This window comes from Neptuniibacter sp. (assembly GCF_024231755.1).
Classification (GTDB): domain Bacteria; phylum Pseudomonadota; class Gammaproteobacteria; order Pseudomonadales; family Balneatricaceae; genus Neptuniibacter.
The window spans coordinates 28546-43822 of the sequence record NZ_JAAEQH010000118.1 but is presented as its reverse complement, the minus strand read 5'-3'; the positions used below and the strand labels follow the sequence as shown (position 1 = coordinate 43822).

Below are 15277 nucleotides of genomic sequence, written 5' to 3'. Positions count from 1 at the left end.
CCATTTATGCCCTCAACTTCGTTATTATTCGCTTATTTAGAATAACTAAACTACGCTCATGCTGCCTTGTTGAGAACAAAAATGGCCTCCAGCAGGGACGATGAAATTAGTGTTTACAGGCCCTAAGAAAAATAGCTCCATGGAAGGAAGCTTATGTCACTTGCTATTACCTATACCCGGGCGCAGGTAGGGATTGATGCGCCGCTGGTTACTGTTGAGGTCCACCTGTCAGGTGGGCTACCTAGTTTTGCCATTGTTGGTTTACCGGAAACTGCTGTTAAAGAGAGCAGGGAGCGGGTACGTAGTGCCCTGATCAACTCTGGATTCGATTTTCCCCAGCGTCGTATTACCGTTAATCTGGCCCCGGCAGACCTGCCAAAAGAGGGCGGGCGTTATGATCTGGCGATTGCTATTGCGATCCTTGCTGCGACTGGCCAGATACCTGTAGATACGCTATCCAATGTTGAGTTTATCGGTGAATTGGCGCTGTCTGGTGAGTTGCGCTCCATTACAGGTGTTTTGCCGGTTGCATTGGCATGTCGTTCGGCAGACCGGAAGCTTTTTCTGCCAAAGCAGAATCAGGATGATGCATTGCTAGCTAACGGCTTGGAGGTTCTTCCCGTTTCCCATCTACTGCAGTTGTGTGCTCATCTTACCAATACCGAGTTGATACCTGTTCAGGTTGGTAAAAAGCAGAGGGTTGAGATAACACAGCAATATCCTGATATGCAGGATGTTAAGGGACAGGCTCAAGCTAAGCGTGCCTTAGAGATCGCTGCGGCTGGTGCACATAATTTATTACTTGTCGGTCCTCCGGGAAGCGGTAAAAGTATGTTGGCTAACCGTCTGCCCGGATTGCTTCCGGAGATGACCGAGGATGAAACTCTGGAAGTGGCCGTCATTCATTCTATTTCTCAAGTGAACGGTGATTCGTTACCGCAGATCAGGCCTTTCCGTGCTCCTCACCACACAGCGTCTTCCGTAGCATTGGTAGGTGGAGGTGGAAATCCTAAACCCGGAGAGATCTCTTTAGCGCATCAAGGTGTTCTGTTTCTTGATGAATTACCCGAATTCAGTCGCAAGGTTCTTGAGGTGTTACGTGAGCCTATGGAGTCTGGTGAGATTCTTATCTCGCGGGCAGCAAGGCAAACAACTTTTCCTGCTCAGTTTCAGTTGGTCACTGCAATGAACCCTTGTCCCTGCGGTTATTTTGCGGATGGAACTGATCGTTGCCGTTGCACACCTGATCAAGTTCGACGTTATCAGTCTCGTGTCTCCGGGCCATTGTTAGATCGTATTGATCTGCAGTTGTCGGTACAGGCTTTGTCGCAACAGGAGCTGATGTCGCATTCATCAGAAGAGGAAGGCAGTGGTTCAGTACGTGACAGGGTCGTGGCATGCCGTCATCGTCAGTTGCGAAGGCAAGGGCTACCTAACCAGTTGCTGGTAGGAAAACAGCTGGAACAGTGTTGCCAGGTAAGTGATTCAGATAGAGAGATGCTGGCGCAAGCGTTAGAGAAACTGCAGCTATCAGCGCGGGCTTATCATCGGGTGTTGCGGGTTGCTCGGACTATTGCCGATTTAGCTGGAGATGAAATGGTCGAACAACGGCATCTGTTTGAGGCGTTAAGTTATCGTGTGTCAGCTCGGAATTCGTTTAATTAGTGCTTAGCATGCGTATGAAATCTTCGAAGCTAACTGGAGGGCTGTAGTAATAGCCTTGAATCTGGTCACATTGATGGTTAATCAGAAAATCCAACTGTTCACGGGTTTCCACGCCTTCAGCGATGACCTTCATTTTCATGTTCTGCGCCAGGCTGATGATGGAGCGGACAATCTCGGCTGCTTCGTTAGAATCATTTACATGGCTGACAAATGAACGGTCAATTTTTAGAGCGCTTATAGGCAGCTTGTGTAGCAGTGCGAAAGAGGAGTAGCCGGTACCAAAGTCATCTAGTGAGAAGGTGATACCATCTTCTGAAAGTGCATCCAAGCATTCACGAACATGCTCTTCATCGTTAAAGATAGCCGACTCTGTGAGTTCAAATTCCAATACCGAGGTGTCGATCTGATTCTGAGTGATGATCCTGCGAATTGTACTGACCAGATGGTCGTCTCTAAATTGACGGAAAGAAAGATTCACACCAAGGCGGTCAATATGCAGTCCGAGCGTTTTGATTGTTTGTAGGTGTAGCCCCGCCTGATGGATGACCCAGTAACCTATAGGGACGATAAGCCCGCTCTTCTCACTGGTTGGAATGAAGTCGCTAGGCATTATTAGGCCACGGCTTGGATGATTCCAGCGGATTAATGCTTCTGCTCCTACAATCCGGCCGGAATGGAGATCGATGCGGGGCTGATAATGCAGAGTAAACTGTTCACCACGAAGTGCGTTCATTAGATCAGCAGCAAGATCGGGTTGGTTGTTTATTTCCTCCTCCATGCTGGAACGGAAGATGGAATAGCTGCAGCCATGAACCTGTTTTGCAGAGAAACGAGCGATAGTCGCTTTGCGGGTTAACTCATCAAGTTGAATGCCATGTTCTGGCGCTAACGCAACACCAATACTGCAGTTTAGTACCGAGCTTTCATTGCCGTGAATGTAGGGGTCTTTCAAAACGCTGATAAGGCGATTTATATGTGCATTAACTGCGATATCCAGATCTTCTTCCGGACTGCAGTCCAGAATTAAGGCAAATTCATCGCTGCCAAGCCGTGCGATAACCTCATCAGCTCGTGCGCTGTTCTGTATGCGTTGGCACATATCCTGAACAATCTGATCCCCACTGGATACCCCAAATCGGGTATTAAACTTACGGAATTCATCCAGATCTATAGTGATGAGCGCCAGTTGGCGTGGTACATGAGGAAGTTGTGTCAGTTTTTGCAATAGAGCTCGATAGAAAAATTGTCGATTCCCGACAGTAGTTAAAGGGTCTCGATGCAGGAGCTGATCAATTTCACTATTTTTCTGTTGGGTGCTTTCCGCATAGCGGAGACAGCGTAACAGTGAATCGCTGGTTAAGGTGTCTGTAGATAGATAATCGGTAGCATTGGCCTGAATCAGTCTTTCACCATGTTCCGGGCTGATATTTTCGCCGATAGCAATAATAGGCAGATCGGGATGACACTGAATAAGGTCGGCTATCATGCCCTGGCAGGGCAGAGGGCTAGAGCTGCAGCAAAGCAATACGATATCAGCACCAGAAGCGTACATGATCTGCATCGCCTCAGTGTGATTTTTGCACACGGTGAGCTGGTATTGCTCCATAGGAGCAAGTAGGGGCTCTATCCGTTTCAGATTGTTGCCAATTTCTTCAATCAGCAGCACCTGTTTGGTGGTATTGGCTTTCTGTCCAAGCGCTGAGCGCATACTTCTTTATCTCAGTTTTCGCACTTAATCTTTGGCAAAGTGCTCCGTAAGAAATCCATTCATGTCATAATTACCCCTGCAAGTACCTTATGCAGGGTAACACTCCTGAAAATCGATTTAAACGGCTGTTTGAATCTTTGTTTTTCAATGAGTTATGTGGCTTTTTGATGTCCATTTCTAGCTGTCAGGTCTACTATATCTCGGCTTGAATGCAAAAAGCTTTAGCCTTTATTCAGAGTTTATTAAGGTTTTTTCAATGTCCCGGTTAAATCCCCGCCAGAAAGAGGCGGTGGAATATATAAGTGGGCCGCTTCTTGTGTTGGCAGGGGCAGGTTCAGGTAAGACAAGTGTTATTACTCAAAAGATAGCGTATCTGATCAACCGATGCGGTATCTCTGCGCGTAATATTGCTGCGGTTACCTTCACCAATAAAGCATCACGTGAGATGAAGGAGCGTGTGACCTCTTTATTGCAGGGAGGGGATGCCAAGGGACTAACCGTAGCGACTTTCCATAACTTGGGTTTAACCATCATCCGCCGAGAATATAAAACTTTGGGCTTTAAGCCGGGGTTCTCGATCTTCGATGATCAGGACAGTAAGGCACTATTGAAAGACCTGATGTTGCAGCATGGGGAAGAAACTGATCAGGTGGATATGGTGCTGAACTATATCTCCAACTGGAAAAACGAGATGCTTACGCCTGAACAGGCTTTAGCAACAGCACAGTTACCGCAGGATATTCTGGCAGCAAGAGCCTATGAAGTTTATGAGCAGCATTTGAGAGCTTATAACGCTGTTGATTTTGATGACCTTATTCTGATCCCCGTGCGTCTTTTTGAGGAACATCCACATATTCTGGAGCGTTGGCAGAATCGCCTACGTTACCTGCTCGTGGATGAGTATCAGGATACCAACCTGTCGCAATATAAGCTGGTTTCTCAACTGGTTGGTATGCGAGGGGCGTTGACTGTTGTAGGTGACGATGATCAGTCGATCTATGCCTGGCGTGGCGCTCGTCCGGAAAACCTAGTACAGCTTGAGAAGGATCACCCGAGCCTGAAAGTGGTGAAACTGGAGCAAAACTATCGTTCTACCAGTCGCATTCTTAAAGCGGCTAATACGCTTATCGCGAACAACCCTCACGTCTATGAGAAAACCTTATGGAGTGAGATGGGTATGGGTGACCCAATCAGGGTTATTCACACTAAAAATGAAGATGGTGAATGCGAACGTATTGCTATGGAAATTACCACATTGCATTTGAATCACCGAGTCCAGTTTAAGGATATGGCGATCCTCTACCGTGGCAATTTTCAGGCACGTCTATTGGAGATGAAACTCCAGCATTACCAGGTGCCGTATAAGTTAAATGGTGGCACTTCATTCTTCGCCCGTGCCGAAATTAAAGACCTAATGAGTTATCTCAAGGTGCTGGTAAATCCGGATGATGACAATGCCTTCCTGCGTATTATCAACCTGCCCCGTCGTGAGATAGGCCCTAGCACCCTGCAAAAGCTGGGGCAGTATTCGGTAGAGCGTCAGATCAGCATGTTTGAAGCCTGCGACGAATTAGGTCTGGAACAGGTGATGCCCGCCAATGCGTTGGAGAGATTACGCCGTTTCTGTAACTGGATGCAGCATATCAATCGTCAATGCCATACGGGCGATCCTATCTCTGCCATTAACGAGATGATTCGTGATATCGATTACGAAGGTTGGATAGCACAGAACAGCTCCAGCGAGGCGATGGCAGAGAAACGAATGCAGAATGTCTGGTTCCTCATCGATTCACTAAAATCCACTTTGGAGCGCCTGCAAGAGGATGATCCGGATGCGGGTATTCAGGAGGCGATTAATCGTCTGATCCTGTTGGATATGCTGGATCAGCAAGAGGAAGAGGATGACTCCAACCGTGTTCAGCTCATGACACTTCACGCGTCAAAAGGTTTGGAGTTCCCCCATGTGTTCCTGATGGGGATGGAAGAGGAGCTGCTTCCGCACCGTAACAGTATCGAAACAGACAATATTGAAGAGGAACGCCGTCTAGCCTACGTAGGGATTACACGTGCGAAACAGTGCCTGACTATTACGCTAGCAAAACAGCGCAAACAGTATGGTGAAGTGATGGACTGTATGCCGAGTCGTTTTCTTGATGAACTGCCGCCAGAAGATCTGGAGATCGAAGGGGCTGGGGAGAAGTGTCAGGTGCAGAACCAGAAACGTGGTAAAGCAACACTGGATAGTTTGAAGAACCTATTTGATTAAGCTCCTAAAGATGAAGCATTAAAAAAGGCCGCATATAGCGGCCTTTTTTATAAACGATACTCTTACTTAGAGCCGTCCAGCATGTGCTGAATAGCGCCTTTCAGGTCATCGTCTGAACAGTCCATACACAGACCACGTGGTGGCATGCCACCGATACCATTGATCGCGTTAGACAGCAGAGTGTCCATGCCTTTCGAACCACGGTCAGCCCAGTCTGGAGTGCCGTACTTAGGAGCGCCTGCAGCGCCTGTAGCGTGACAAGCAGCACACTTAGTGTTGTAAACTTCTTCTGGCGTACGTGCAGCACCACCTGCTGCAGCCGCTGGAGCAGCAGCGCCACCACAGCTGTCATCGCCTTCAATACATACAGAACCAACAGCTTTAATACGCTCAACTACAGCTTCATCGTTAGAAGTAGCCTGAACAGATGCACTTAGTGCAAGACCCAGACCTAGAGCAGCTAGTGCTGAAGTGATTTTTTTCACAGTCACGACCTCTCAATACCATAAATTTTAATATGGGCAGCGCGGCCTGTCAGGATGCCCGGCCTTAAGAGGTGCTCAGGGGCGGATATTCAGACACGACTGCTCAAAGTTTCACCGGCTGCGGATTATAGCGGTAAATAATCACAACTGAAATGGGGCTTTGGTCCGCAGGGGCTAGAAACTTCTGATTTGAGACATAAATTCGTCTAATCCCTATAAAAAATTATGAATTGAGACAAAAAATAAAATAAAGGTTGGCTTTTAGTCAGTGAAAGGAGTAAAAACGAATTAAGACTAAGGTCTATAATAATTATAAGAGTGAATTCTAATGACCAGCAACGGAATGTATGCAAAATGCGTTTGCCACACTCTAAGTGGGGAACCGGGTGAAGATTCTAAACTGACACTGCTCAGTACTATTCCTAATCAACGAATTTACAGGTGTTGTAACTGCCATTCGTTCCTTTCATATACAGAAGATGAGGAGCATTGGGAGGTATTACTTCAGGGTAATCTGGAAGAAGAGATCAAAGATCTATATCAGACTGATGCTTCCGCACATGGCGCAGCATGAAAGTGTAATAAAGCTTGGCGAACTCAAACCTCCCCGGTAGAATACGCCCCGCAAACACTTCTTGAGTGCGCCTGTAGCTCAGCTGGATAGAGTAGCAGGTTCCGATCCTGTTGGTCGGGGGTTCGAATCCCTCCAGGCGCGCCATTTTTTTACGTTAACTCATTGATAATTAAAGATAATCAGTATTTTCTGATAATTTGATACCCTAAAAAATACCCTAAATGTAAAAGGCTTTCGTGGTTCTCTATCGGACTTTGTGGGAAAGTTCCTGTGTTGTTTCTTGCGGGGTATCTGACTGCCACTCCTCACGGAGTGTCATCATCTCTTATCCCGAACGCTAATGGAGTGGCGTAGCTCCGTGTCGCTTCGCTAACTCCGCTACTTCTCCAGCGTTCAGTAACGAGATGAAAAGTTCCAATGCTTAATCTTCCATTGTTTATTTTCTTATAGGAAAAATGGAACGTTTTTAGAGTTGGAAGCTCATTGTCCAGGCAGTTATGTTTAGGCTGTTATTTGAGCTAGTGAGGGTAAGGCTAAGGTTTCACAAGCCAAGGAATAATGTCTGACCATTACCCACTAGCTCCCCTTCAAGCCTTGGACTGTTCAGGCCTTCTGCAACACACTTTCGATGCGCACTTCTTGCGCGTTAAGAGTTTAAAAAATTCCCATCAATCTATGTGCCCCTAGCTCCCCTTCAGTCCAAGCATTAATCCTATACATATAACTTCTACATGCACCTTCCTGTAAACGTACAGCAACGTACAGACTTCGCTATAAGCGAAACTATCTGCATTTATTGAAGAGGTAATACTTACTAAGCGCATTGATTGGTGCTGACATGCCCCCCGGTGTTTTTCTTTTAAGAGGAGTGCTGGTAGGAGGTCTGTCCTGTTGTGCTGGAAAAACCATTGGAGAACCCAGCAATGATTAAATATTCAGAGTACGAACAGGAAGCTATCAACGTAGCTTTATCAGCAATACAGCAGACCCTAACAAGCAGTGACGTTATGGACTCACCGAAGGAAGTTCAGAACTACCTGACATTAAAACTAGCGGCTGAACCAGACGAATGGTTCGGTGTAATGTTCCTTACTAACAAGCATCGCCTGATAAGCTTTGAGAGGCTGTTCAGGGGTACTGTAAACGCATCACATGTCCATATCAGAGTCATAGCCAGAAAGGCCTTAGAGTTCAATGCAGCAGCTGTCATACTGGCTCACAATCACCCCAGCGGTATAGCTGAACCTAGTAGTGCAGATCAGAGCATAACGACCAACATTAAAGAGGCATTACAGATCTTTGATGTTAGGGTGCTAGATCACTTTATCGTTTCACCAGGAGAGTCATGCTCTCTTGCTGAACGTGGTTGGTTGTAAGCAATCTATATTAGCCAAGCCGTAAGGCCTGGCTATTTTTTTCTGGGCAGTCTGTTACCTAGGTAAAGCGCGAATAAGGCCAATAATCTAGAAGGCCACTCCCAAACCATCCGACCTACAGAGCTTCTTCATTAAAAACTTAATCGAAGGTTCCCTAGCTGTTTTTCTAGACTCCTTGTCAGATTAGGTCTGGTTTCTATTGACGTGAGCATTTCATTTTATGAGTTTATCGCACTAGCCAATTCATTCAATAATTCACGGCCATGAGTGGCAGGTGTTAGATCCCTGCTTGCCACTCGATTATCAATGTCCTCAACAAGTCTATTGAAGTCTCTCAGGTCGTCATTACAGTATTCTAAAATTTCTTTTTGACCAATCACCAAAAAGCAAATTAACGTCGCCTTATCGACTAAGTCTGTCACTACCGCTTGTGTTTCGCTAAAACTAATAATTGAGGCGGGCATTGAAGTGAGATTGTGTTTTGCAGAAAGCACATTGGATAGCTCGGTACATAAATCGATCGCTGATAGCTTAGATAGTCGGGTTACATAATTCTCGATACCTTTTTCATCGTGAACATCAGTCGATTTCTGCATTGGTGAAGTGATAATAATTCTATTTATAGACTCATCGTCTTCGTCAACTTCCGAGTTTATCAGTGATGCTATCTTTTCCAGGTAGGAGTCAACAAAACCGTCAGGAAGCTGCATGCGCCTGCCTACCTCGCGCATTAGTTCGACTTCGTTATCATGCAACACACCATCCTCATAGGCTAATCGACACAAAGCGATTAAATACTGCTGCTTGGTTTTTATGTCTTGCGGGTAGACATTGCCGACTTCCGCCAAATTCTCCAGCAGCTGCCTGACTTGATCTGGTGTTAAATCAAGCTCGTCTACTGCTATTTTAAAAATAATTTTTACTTCGCCCTCATCCATTTCACCATCAACAGCGCTGAGGAATACCAAGTCCCTAATTAGCGTTTTTTTCCATAGCTGCTCCGAGTCGCTGCTTCTTTTTAAAAAATCAAACATTCCCATTCAATATCCCTCTAAAAATGTGATTGAGTGTCTCGCTCTCTTCCTAAAGTAGCACCAAGAGCCATATTACATGGCGCTTATTTGTTATTTCTACATCTAAGTAAGCAAGCGTATCGGTGATATACGATACGGTAACTATCGAGAACCTACCAGAGATTGTTCATAGACGATCTCGCTTTGGTAATTGGGAAGTGGATACAGTCTTAGGCAAGAAAGGGACAGGCGCCTTGGTCACCTCAGCAGAACGAAAAAGCCGAATGTATTTATACTGCAAAGTTGCAGCAAAGCGTGCTGCAGATGTTCGAGATACGATGATAGATATGCTGAAGCCTTACGCTGATTCTGTACAATAGTAATCGAGGTTCGATATCTAACAACAAGATCATTTGTAAAGTGAATGAGCATAACGGCTAAGAATCGCCTAATACAAAGCCGTCCTTGCGCTGCTTGATTACGCCATCAACCTGCCTGTAGTCGTCATAAGGGACGACTAAAAACACCGTAGAGCTATTAGGGTGAACCCAGAACTCTATACCTAGGTGACTATCTCCCTTCTCAGCCGTACGCTGTGCAATGCCTGCCGGCACTTCTAACTTATCAATCTGCTGGCTCTGTAACACCAGCGCAACTTCTTCAGTGCTCTTGGCAAGATCCCCATGCTCACTATGATTCCTGAAGTGTTCAATTACACGGAGGGACACTGCTATAGGGCCTAGTTTCGAAGTCTCAATAAATGAATCAATGTTGCTCCTTGGTCAGATGCGCTCTGATAAGTATAGCTACCGCGCTTCACTTGCTAGATGCCTGCACAATGACATCTGGTTCATGGACTGAGAATCTGCATTCAACATAAGGTAGGAATTATGCGCAACTGCAAGCAGTCGTTCACTATCGCCGCATAATTTACCTTATGTGTAAATGCTTGCATCGGCAGTGTTCTTTTCTTGATGCTAGTAGAATTGATTTGCAGCCCTAAGGCACAAAAAAATAAGAATATTTCCTAAAGAATGTCATGTATTTTTATGCTAGGTTCATGAAAGTTAATTTTACAATGCCATTAAAGGAATAAGATAAATTAAATTTCTAGCAACAATGATAGCAGCATCGCCTCTGTCATCAACTGCTAGCTGATAACCACTATAAATATAAAAAGGCTTAATGTTATTTTTAAAGCGCGCTTTGTCTTGATAAATATATATTATTTAACCCAAAGATCATGATTTGAAAAAGGAACTGATTATGCTGTTTGATATATTTAGTAAAGAAGAAAAGAACAACGAAACTCCTCTAAAGATCTATATCAAAAACTGTAATAAATATCGAGGAGATGATGTTTTTGTAACTATATGGAATGATTTAGATACAGATTCCTTTACAGGGGATACTTTCGCGGAAATGACTTATGCATATACTAGGCGAACCATTGCAGCTTTTCTTTACTTGCAAGGACACTTTAATGCCGAGGAAATTGGTTATCAGCAAGAAGTTTTTCAAGCGTTTCAACATAGGACTAATGCGAGCTATGACTTCCAAGAAGCAACGGCTGCGGCGTCAATCGATTTTCTGATCGAATATTCGACTTGGTTTACCAAGGAAAGAATACAAAGCGCTGTAGGAGCTGTAATTGGTGGGCAAGTGGTTGATAACAAGTCAATGGGGATTTTCCACTCAGCAGACACCATCATGAACATGGTGGCCAACATAGCTTCTCAGCAAGGGTGATGATTTACATAAATTTAAAAAACATTTTACAATAAGCTTTCAGATTCTATAACTAAATAAACTATATCGGATTAAAATTAAATGGAATTGAATTTTAATTTAATTGAAAGCGTCCATGAGCTTAATCGCTTCAATTGTGATGCTATTACCTGTTTAACTTCGTTTGTAGTTGGTGGCTGTGAGTCTGGCAATGTATATAATATTTTTTTTGAGACTGGGAAAGGGAAATATTGCTACCAAACCTTAGATGTGAGCGATTACATTTCTGCACAAGACTTTGTATTTGAATGGTCACGTAAAAGGGTTAACCTCATAATATCTGCTATTAATAACCATAGCAGGATAATTATTGGTGCCTACACTATTTCTCAAGAAGGGATCTCTATTGATGGTGATATCTTTTGCTGGAAGGATTCGTTTTTAATATTTGATGGAATTCGGACGATACTTAAGAATAATTCGACTGGAAAGGCATATTCAATAGATAATACCGAAGATTTTTGGGGGTATTTGATTACATGCTTGTTGCATCCTTCACCTACTCAAGAAGTTAAAGAAGCCAAAGCCAAGTGGGTAGGTCGTGATTTAATTGCCGAGCAGGCTGAGAAGAATAAAATTGAAGCAGTGTTGCATTTGCAAGCTTTAGAGAGAAATTATTTAGAGTCTATATTTAGAGGAATGGTTCTTAACGCTTTAAATAATTCAAGTTCAGTCATGTATCCAGCCTCCGATGATTGTGATCCCCAAGATACTAATCAAAGCTTTCATCGTGAAATATGGAAGTGGGATGAGTTCTCTGATGATGAATTAGAGGTTGAAAAAAATAATGATGCATTCGGGTCTGTTAGTTCTTACGTCGGCGATTGGGAATTAGAAAGTGGGAGCCTTGACGATGAACTATTGCTAGACGACTTTGATATTGACTATGTATACCATATTACTCATTATTCAAACTTTCAGAATATATTGCGTAATGGCTTGCGTGCGCATGGTAATAGATTTGTTGTAAATAATATAGATAATGCTGCTGTTAATAAATTGCGGTCTAAATCTGAACCTATTTTTAATAGAAGTATTCATTCCTATGTGCCATTTTATTTTAACCCTAAGAATCCAATGCTTTATGTTAACAAACATCGGCAAAACGACATTTTGATTTTAGCCTTCAATCGTAATCTACTAACAAGAAAAGGAGTTGTTTTTACCGACGGTAATGCGGCTAAAGATAAAACCCATTTTTACAAAGATCTATCGGATCTCGATAAATTAAACTGGGATTGCTTGCATGCTAGTTCTTGGGCTGACTTTGAAAACGGTAAAAGTGATCGCATGGCCGAAGTTTTAGTTGAAAAAAAAGTAGGCATTGAGCATATAGAAAAGATATATTGCTTTGATAAAGAAACATACTTATTCATTAAAGATATTGATAATGCAATAGATGTTGAGATCAATAAAGAATTATACTTCTAGGCTATTTAAATAAAATGATAGAGATCATCAAAGGAAATATCTTTACAACGAAGTGCCAAGTAATTGTCAATACTGTCAATTGTGTTGGAGTAATGGGTGCAGGTATTGCTCTAGAGTGTCGTTTACGTTATCCAGACATGTATGGGCGCTATGTTGAACTATGTAATCAACATAAAATTGATATAGGGAATCTATGGTTATATAAGTCTTCAACTCCTTGGATACTAAATGTCCCCACAAAAAAGGATTGGAAAAAGCCATCCTCTGTTTCATACCTAAGAGCTGGGCTTGATAAGTTTTGCCAAACTTATGAATCTAAAGACATTCATTCTATAGCCTTTCCTTTATTAGGGGCAGATAAAGGCGGTATAGATCAAGAAGTTAGTTTAGATATAATGACTGAATATTTGAGCGATCTTGATTTGAAAGTAGAAATATACAGATATGACCCAAAAGCAAGTGATGACTTATACGATAAGCTAAAGAGCTGGATGTTATCTAACGATGAGACATATATTTCATCAGTTACCGGTGTGAGGAAAAACTATATACATATAGTAATGCAGTCACTTGATCGTGAGGACATATGTCAATTAAATCAATTAGCTCACATTAAAGGGGTTGGAATAGTCACGTTAGAGAAACTATTTCGGTTTGCAATCGCTGATACTATCGATTCTTCCCAAAAAAGTTTGTTCTAGTTCTATATTCTAAATCTGATATTTAAAATATCAGTACTCCGCTTACTGGATTTATAAATATACATAAACAGCGATTTCCTATTGAGATACTTCAATGTTTTGGAGATATCTGATGACTAGCAACTCACATAACCGTAGTATTCTTCATAAGAACTACATACACAGTGAAAACCAGGAACGTTCGAAATGAACTCACCGGATATAGAAATGTTGCGGCAGCAATATTGCGCCACTCCTCATGAATTCGATGCCTTTGTACCTAAAGATAAATTTTCAGCTAAGGAAATTCAGCTGATAACGCAGTATGGCAACTGGTTTGATGCGATCTGGCGTGGTGATGTGCCATTGGTAACAGACAAGCTACGCCACTTCTATGCTGCAAGATCTCGTAATTGTGTAGGACGTACCGGTGTAGAGGAGGTATGGTTCCGTTACGATTCTCTTCGGATACCATTCTGACAAGAAATGTTCCTTTAGCAATATTGGCAGCCTGACATCAGAATTAGGGGGGGGTAAGTACACCAACCCTTCCTCTAGTTCTCATACATCCCCATAAGTACAGCTACCGCGCTTCGCTTGCTAGATGCCTGAACAAGCACAATTTGAAATTGAACTTGTAAAGGCACCGTTTAGCTTATGAAAGTAACGCCAAGGGAGCGGATGGATGGAGAAAACCCAGGGGGAGCCCCATCCGTCCGCTTTTTTACTGTGAGCTAGTAAGAGCGAATATTTTTGGTTCAACCTCCTTAACAATTCCGTTTTCCACAAGCCTGTTAACAGTGTCTCGAAACTTTCGTTTTTTCGACGCCAGCGACAGATCGCCATCGTCAACAGCTTCAACAAAGTTCTTTTGCCATTGAGGTTTTTCACTCTCAAAGCATTCCACTGCGATTTCCTCGTATTCTTCAGACTTGGTTTTTGACATAAAGCCAACTTGAGCCACACATGCTCCTTTGATCTTTTTGCCATTTTTGTCTTCCTCATCAAGTTCGACAGGGGTTACTCTGAAACTTAATTCTGGGATTCTGTCATCCGCATCTTTTTGCTTCTCAATAAAAAGCTCGCTCAGTCTTACTTTGTTAAATTCAAAGGGTTTAAGCACCAGGCTAAAATCAATGTTGGCTCTTATTGAGGATGCTCCTCTTGAACCGCTTTTTTGGTTTTTACCTGTGTGATGCACAATCATTATTGATGTGTCATACGCTTGTTTAATCTGCTCAAGCTTGTTGATGAAGTAGGCCATGTCCTCATTGCTATTTTCACTGCTCTTCATTAAATGCCTTGAAAGCGTGTCAATGATGATCAAATCGGGCTTCTCATCTAGGGCTTCAATTGCATTCATCAGATCCTTGAAACCGTCTTCAGTGTCCACTCCGATAGCTCTCTCTGAAAAGAAAATATTTCCCTGGTTGATCTCTATCTCATGGTGCTTTTCGATGGACTTTAACCTTTTGGTTAAACCTCCATGACCTTCACCAGCCATCACCAAGACAACGCCTTGTTCAGTGGTTTTACTGCACCACTGTATTCCGTTAGCAATACAGGCAGCCATGTGAAGAGCAATGTGTGATTTGCCTGTTCCAGAGGGTCCGTAGAGCATTCCTACTGACGGTTTCGGAATGTAGTCCTCTATTAGCCAGTTGGTTTCTACCGACTGTTTAAATACATTTGAGAGCGGTACGAACTTGTATTCAGGCAACTCGAACGAAGACTGTATTGCATGTGTATTTAAGCTACTCATCAGATGCCCCCTTTACTTGAGCTATATTCAGCCAACGAGTACTCCGCAATCCTTCTGCGAACTAGCCCATTTTTCCGTTTGGCTTTTACGAGCTTGGTTTCAATGTCGAAGCCATCAGTTCGCAGTTTGCTTATAACCGCACCTGGTGCATCGATTCCTAGCTTTTTTAGCTCTTCAGTTGTTACAGTTCCTTTTTGCTGAAGAAGAGCTAGAACAAGGTCAGCTTGAGTGTATTTCTTCAACAGTGGACTTAAAGGCTGTTTGTTTTTAAGTACTTTGAATAGTTTCATTGCATGATCCCTCCATCACGAGAAGCAATGCGACTTTCAATCCATTCAGCAACTTCAGATTCAACCCATGCGCTGGAACGCGCAGAAAGTTTTACTTGTTTGGGAAACTCACCTTTTTGCGCAAGTGCGTAAAGGTGTGATTTTGATAAGCCAGTTTGTGCCATGACTTGAGGCAATTTTACAAATATTGTCATCAGGAATTCCTTCAACAGTTTGATGGCGTAAACGGGATTGCTTAC

16 protein-coding genes and 1 tRNA gene are annotated in these 15277 nt (G+C 43.2%); 10 read left to right on the top strand and 7 right to left on the bottom strand.

Annotated features, from left to right (window positions below):
* The first annotated feature begins 153 nt into the window (after positions 1-153).
* Positions 154-1665: a YifB family Mg chelatase-like AAA ATPase gene (locus tag GY843_RS06765; protein WP_297307830.1), complete on the top strand. Its 1512-nt coding sequence runs from the start codon at positions 154-156 to the stop codon at positions 1663-1665.
* On the opposite strand, the gene GY843_RS06760 is transcribed toward GY843_RS06765, so the two are convergent.
* A complete protein-coding gene (locus GY843_RS06760) occupies positions 1658-3373 on the bottom strand; it encodes a GGDEF domain-containing response regulator (RefSeq protein WP_297307828.1) in 1716 nt (571 codons plus the stop codon). The two genes, GY843_RS06765 and GY843_RS06760, sit on opposite strands and share 8 nt — an antisense overlap.
* A gap of 256 nt (positions 3374-3629) precedes the next feature.
* On the opposite strand from GY843_RS06760, the gene rep reads away from it, so the two are divergent.
* Positions 3630-5639 (top strand): DNA helicase Rep, encoded by a 2010-nt coding sequence (gene rep, locus GY843_RS06755; protein WP_297307826.1) that lies wholly within the window; start codon positions 3630-3632, stop codon positions 5637-5639.
* A 62-nt stretch (positions 5640-5701) separates the two neighbouring features.
* Here rep and GY843_RS06750 read toward each other — a convergent pair whose 3' ends face one another.
* Positions 5702-6124: a c-type cytochrome gene (locus GY843_RS06750; protein ID WP_297307824.1), complete on the bottom strand. Its 423-nt coding sequence runs from the start codon at positions 6122-6124 to the stop codon at positions 5702-5704.
* A gap of 328 nt (positions 6125-6452) precedes the next feature.
* Here GY843_RS06750 and GY843_RS06745 point away from each other — a divergent pair, with 328 nt between their 5' ends.
* The 3 genes from GY843_RS06745 (at position 6453) to GY843_RS06735 (ending at position 8074) form a co-directional block, all read left to right on the top strand.
* On the top strand, positions 6453-6698 hold the full coding sequence (locus GY843_RS06745) for a hypothetical protein (protein ID WP_297307822.1): 246 nt from the start codon (positions 6453-6455) through the stop codon (positions 6696-6698).
* A 67-nt stretch (positions 6699-6765) separates the two neighbouring features.
* Positions 6766-6842, top strand: a tRNA-Arg gene (locus GY843_RS06740).
* A 779-nt stretch (positions 6843-7621) separates the two neighbouring features.
* Positions 7622-8074, top strand: a complete 453-nt coding sequence (locus GY843_RS06735) for a RadC family protein (RefSeq protein ID WP_297307820.1) — start codon at positions 7622-7624, stop codon at positions 8072-8074.
* A 218-nt stretch (positions 8075-8292) separates the two neighbouring features.
* Here the strand turns inward: GY843_RS06735 and GY843_RS06730 are convergent, their stop codons facing one another.
* Positions 8293-9114 (bottom strand): hypothetical protein, encoded by an 822-nt coding sequence (locus GY843_RS06730; protein ID WP_297307818.1) that lies wholly within the window; start codon positions 9112-9114, stop codon positions 8293-8295.
* A gap of 116 nt (positions 9115-9230) precedes the next feature.
* Between GY843_RS06730 and GY843_RS06725 the strand changes: the two genes are divergently transcribed.
* Positions 9231-9467: a hypothetical protein gene (locus tag GY843_RS06725; protein ID WP_297307816.1), complete on the top strand. Its 237-nt coding sequence runs from the start codon at positions 9231-9233 to the stop codon at positions 9465-9467.
* A 57-nt stretch (positions 9468-9524) separates the two neighbouring features.
* Here the strand turns inward: GY843_RS06725 and GY843_RS06720 are convergent, their stop codons facing one another.
* Positions 9525-9815 (bottom strand): hypothetical protein, encoded by a 291-nt coding sequence (locus GY843_RS06720; protein ID WP_297307814.1) that lies wholly within the window; start codon positions 9813-9815, stop codon positions 9525-9527.
* A 520-nt stretch (positions 9816-10335) separates the two neighbouring features.
* Here GY843_RS06720 and GY843_RS06715 point away from each other — a divergent pair.
* The 4 genes from GY843_RS06715 to GY843_RS06700 all read left to right on the top strand — a co-directional run bounded on the left by GY843_RS06715 (position 10336) and on the right by GY843_RS06700 (position 13466).
* Positions 10336-10836 (top strand): hypothetical protein, encoded by a 501-nt coding sequence (locus GY843_RS06715; RefSeq protein WP_297307812.1) that lies wholly within the window; start codon positions 10336-10338, stop codon positions 10834-10836.
* Positions 10837-10917: 81 nt separating this feature from the next.
* On the top strand, positions 10918-12306 hold the full coding sequence (locus GY843_RS06710) for a DUF4433 domain-containing protein (RefSeq protein ID WP_297307810.1): 1389 nt from the start codon (positions 10918-10920) through the stop codon (positions 12304-12306).
* A 14-nt stretch (positions 12307-12320) separates the two neighbouring features.
* Entirely contained in the window at positions 12321-13007 is a 687-nt protein-coding gene (locus tag GY843_RS06705) for a macro domain-containing protein (RefSeq protein WP_297307808.1), read from the top strand.
* Positions 13008-13193: 186 nt separating this feature from the next.
* Complete coding sequence (locus tag GY843_RS06700) at positions 13194-13466, top strand: hypothetical protein (protein ID WP_297307806.1); 273 nt, start codon at positions 13194-13196, stop codon at positions 13464-13466.
* A gap of 244 nt (positions 13467-13710) precedes the next feature.
* On the opposite strand, the gene GY843_RS06695 is transcribed toward GY843_RS06700, so the two are convergent.
* The 3 genes from GY843_RS06695 to GY843_RS06685 are packed head-to-tail and all read right to left on the bottom strand — an operon-like array spanning position 13711 to position 15232.
* Positions 13711-14748, bottom strand: coding sequence for an AAA family ATPase (locus tag GY843_RS06695; RefSeq protein ID WP_297307804.1), 1038 nt, complete (start codon positions 14746-14748; stop codon positions 13711-13713).
* Positions 14748-15038 carry a helix-turn-helix domain-containing protein gene (locus tag GY843_RS06690; protein WP_297307802.1) on the bottom strand — a complete coding sequence of 97 codons (291 nt, stop codon included), beginning with the start codon at positions 15036-15038 and terminating at the stop codon, positions 14748-14750. The genes GY843_RS06695 and GY843_RS06690 overlap by 1 nt, the downstream gene beginning before the upstream one ends.
* Complete coding sequence (locus GY843_RS06685) at positions 15035-15232, bottom strand: AlpA family transcriptional regulator (protein ID WP_297307800.1); 198 nt, start codon at positions 15230-15232, stop codon at positions 15035-15037. The genes GY843_RS06690 and GY843_RS06685 overlap by 4 nt, the downstream gene beginning before the upstream one ends.
* Positions 15233-15277 lie beyond the last annotated feature (45 nt).

Coding starts and splice junctions, on each gene's coding strand:
- GY843_RS06765 (WP_297307830.1), top strand. CDS start 154: ATGTCACTTGCTATTACCTATACCCGGGCGCAGGTAGGGATTGATGCG.
- GY843_RS06760 (WP_297307828.1), bottom strand. CDS start 3,373: ATGCGCTCAGCGCTTGGACAGAAAGCCAATACCACCAAACAGGTGCTG.
- rep (WP_297307826.1), top strand. CDS start 3,630: ATGTCCCGGTTAAATCCCCGCCAGAAAGAGGCGGTGGAATATATAAGT.
- GY843_RS06745 (WP_297307822.1), top strand. CDS start 6,453: ATGACCAGCAACGGAATGTATGCAAAATGCGTTTGCCACACTCTAAGT.
- GY843_RS06735 (WP_297307820.1), top strand. CDS start 7,622: ATGATTAAATATTCAGAGTACGAACAGGAAGCTATCAACGTAGCTTTA.
- GY843_RS06730 (WP_297307818.1), bottom strand. CDS start 9,114: ATGGGAATGTTTGATTTTTTAAAAAGAAGCAGCGACTCGGAGCAGCTA.
- GY843_RS06710 (WP_297307810.1), top strand. CDS start 10,918: ATGGAATTGAATTTTAATTTAATTGAAAGCGTCCATGAGCTTAATCGC.
- GY843_RS06705 (WP_297307808.1), top strand. CDS start 12,321: ATGATAGAGATCATCAAAGGAAATATCTTTACAACGAAGTGCCAAGTA.
- GY843_RS06700 (WP_297307806.1), top strand. CDS start 13,194: ATGAACTCACCGGATATAGAAATGTTGCGGCAGCAATATTGCGCCACT.
- GY843_RS06695 (WP_297307804.1), bottom strand. CDS start 14,748: ATGAGTAGCTTAAATACACATGCAATACAGTCTTCGTTCGAGTTGCCT.
- GY843_RS06690 (WP_297307802.1), bottom strand. CDS start 15,038: ATGAAACTATTCAAAGTACTTAAAAACAAACAGCCTTTAAGTCCACTG.
- GY843_RS06685 (WP_297307800.1), bottom strand. CDS start 15,232: ATGACAATATTTGTAAAATTGCCTCAAGTCATGGCACAAACTGGCTTA.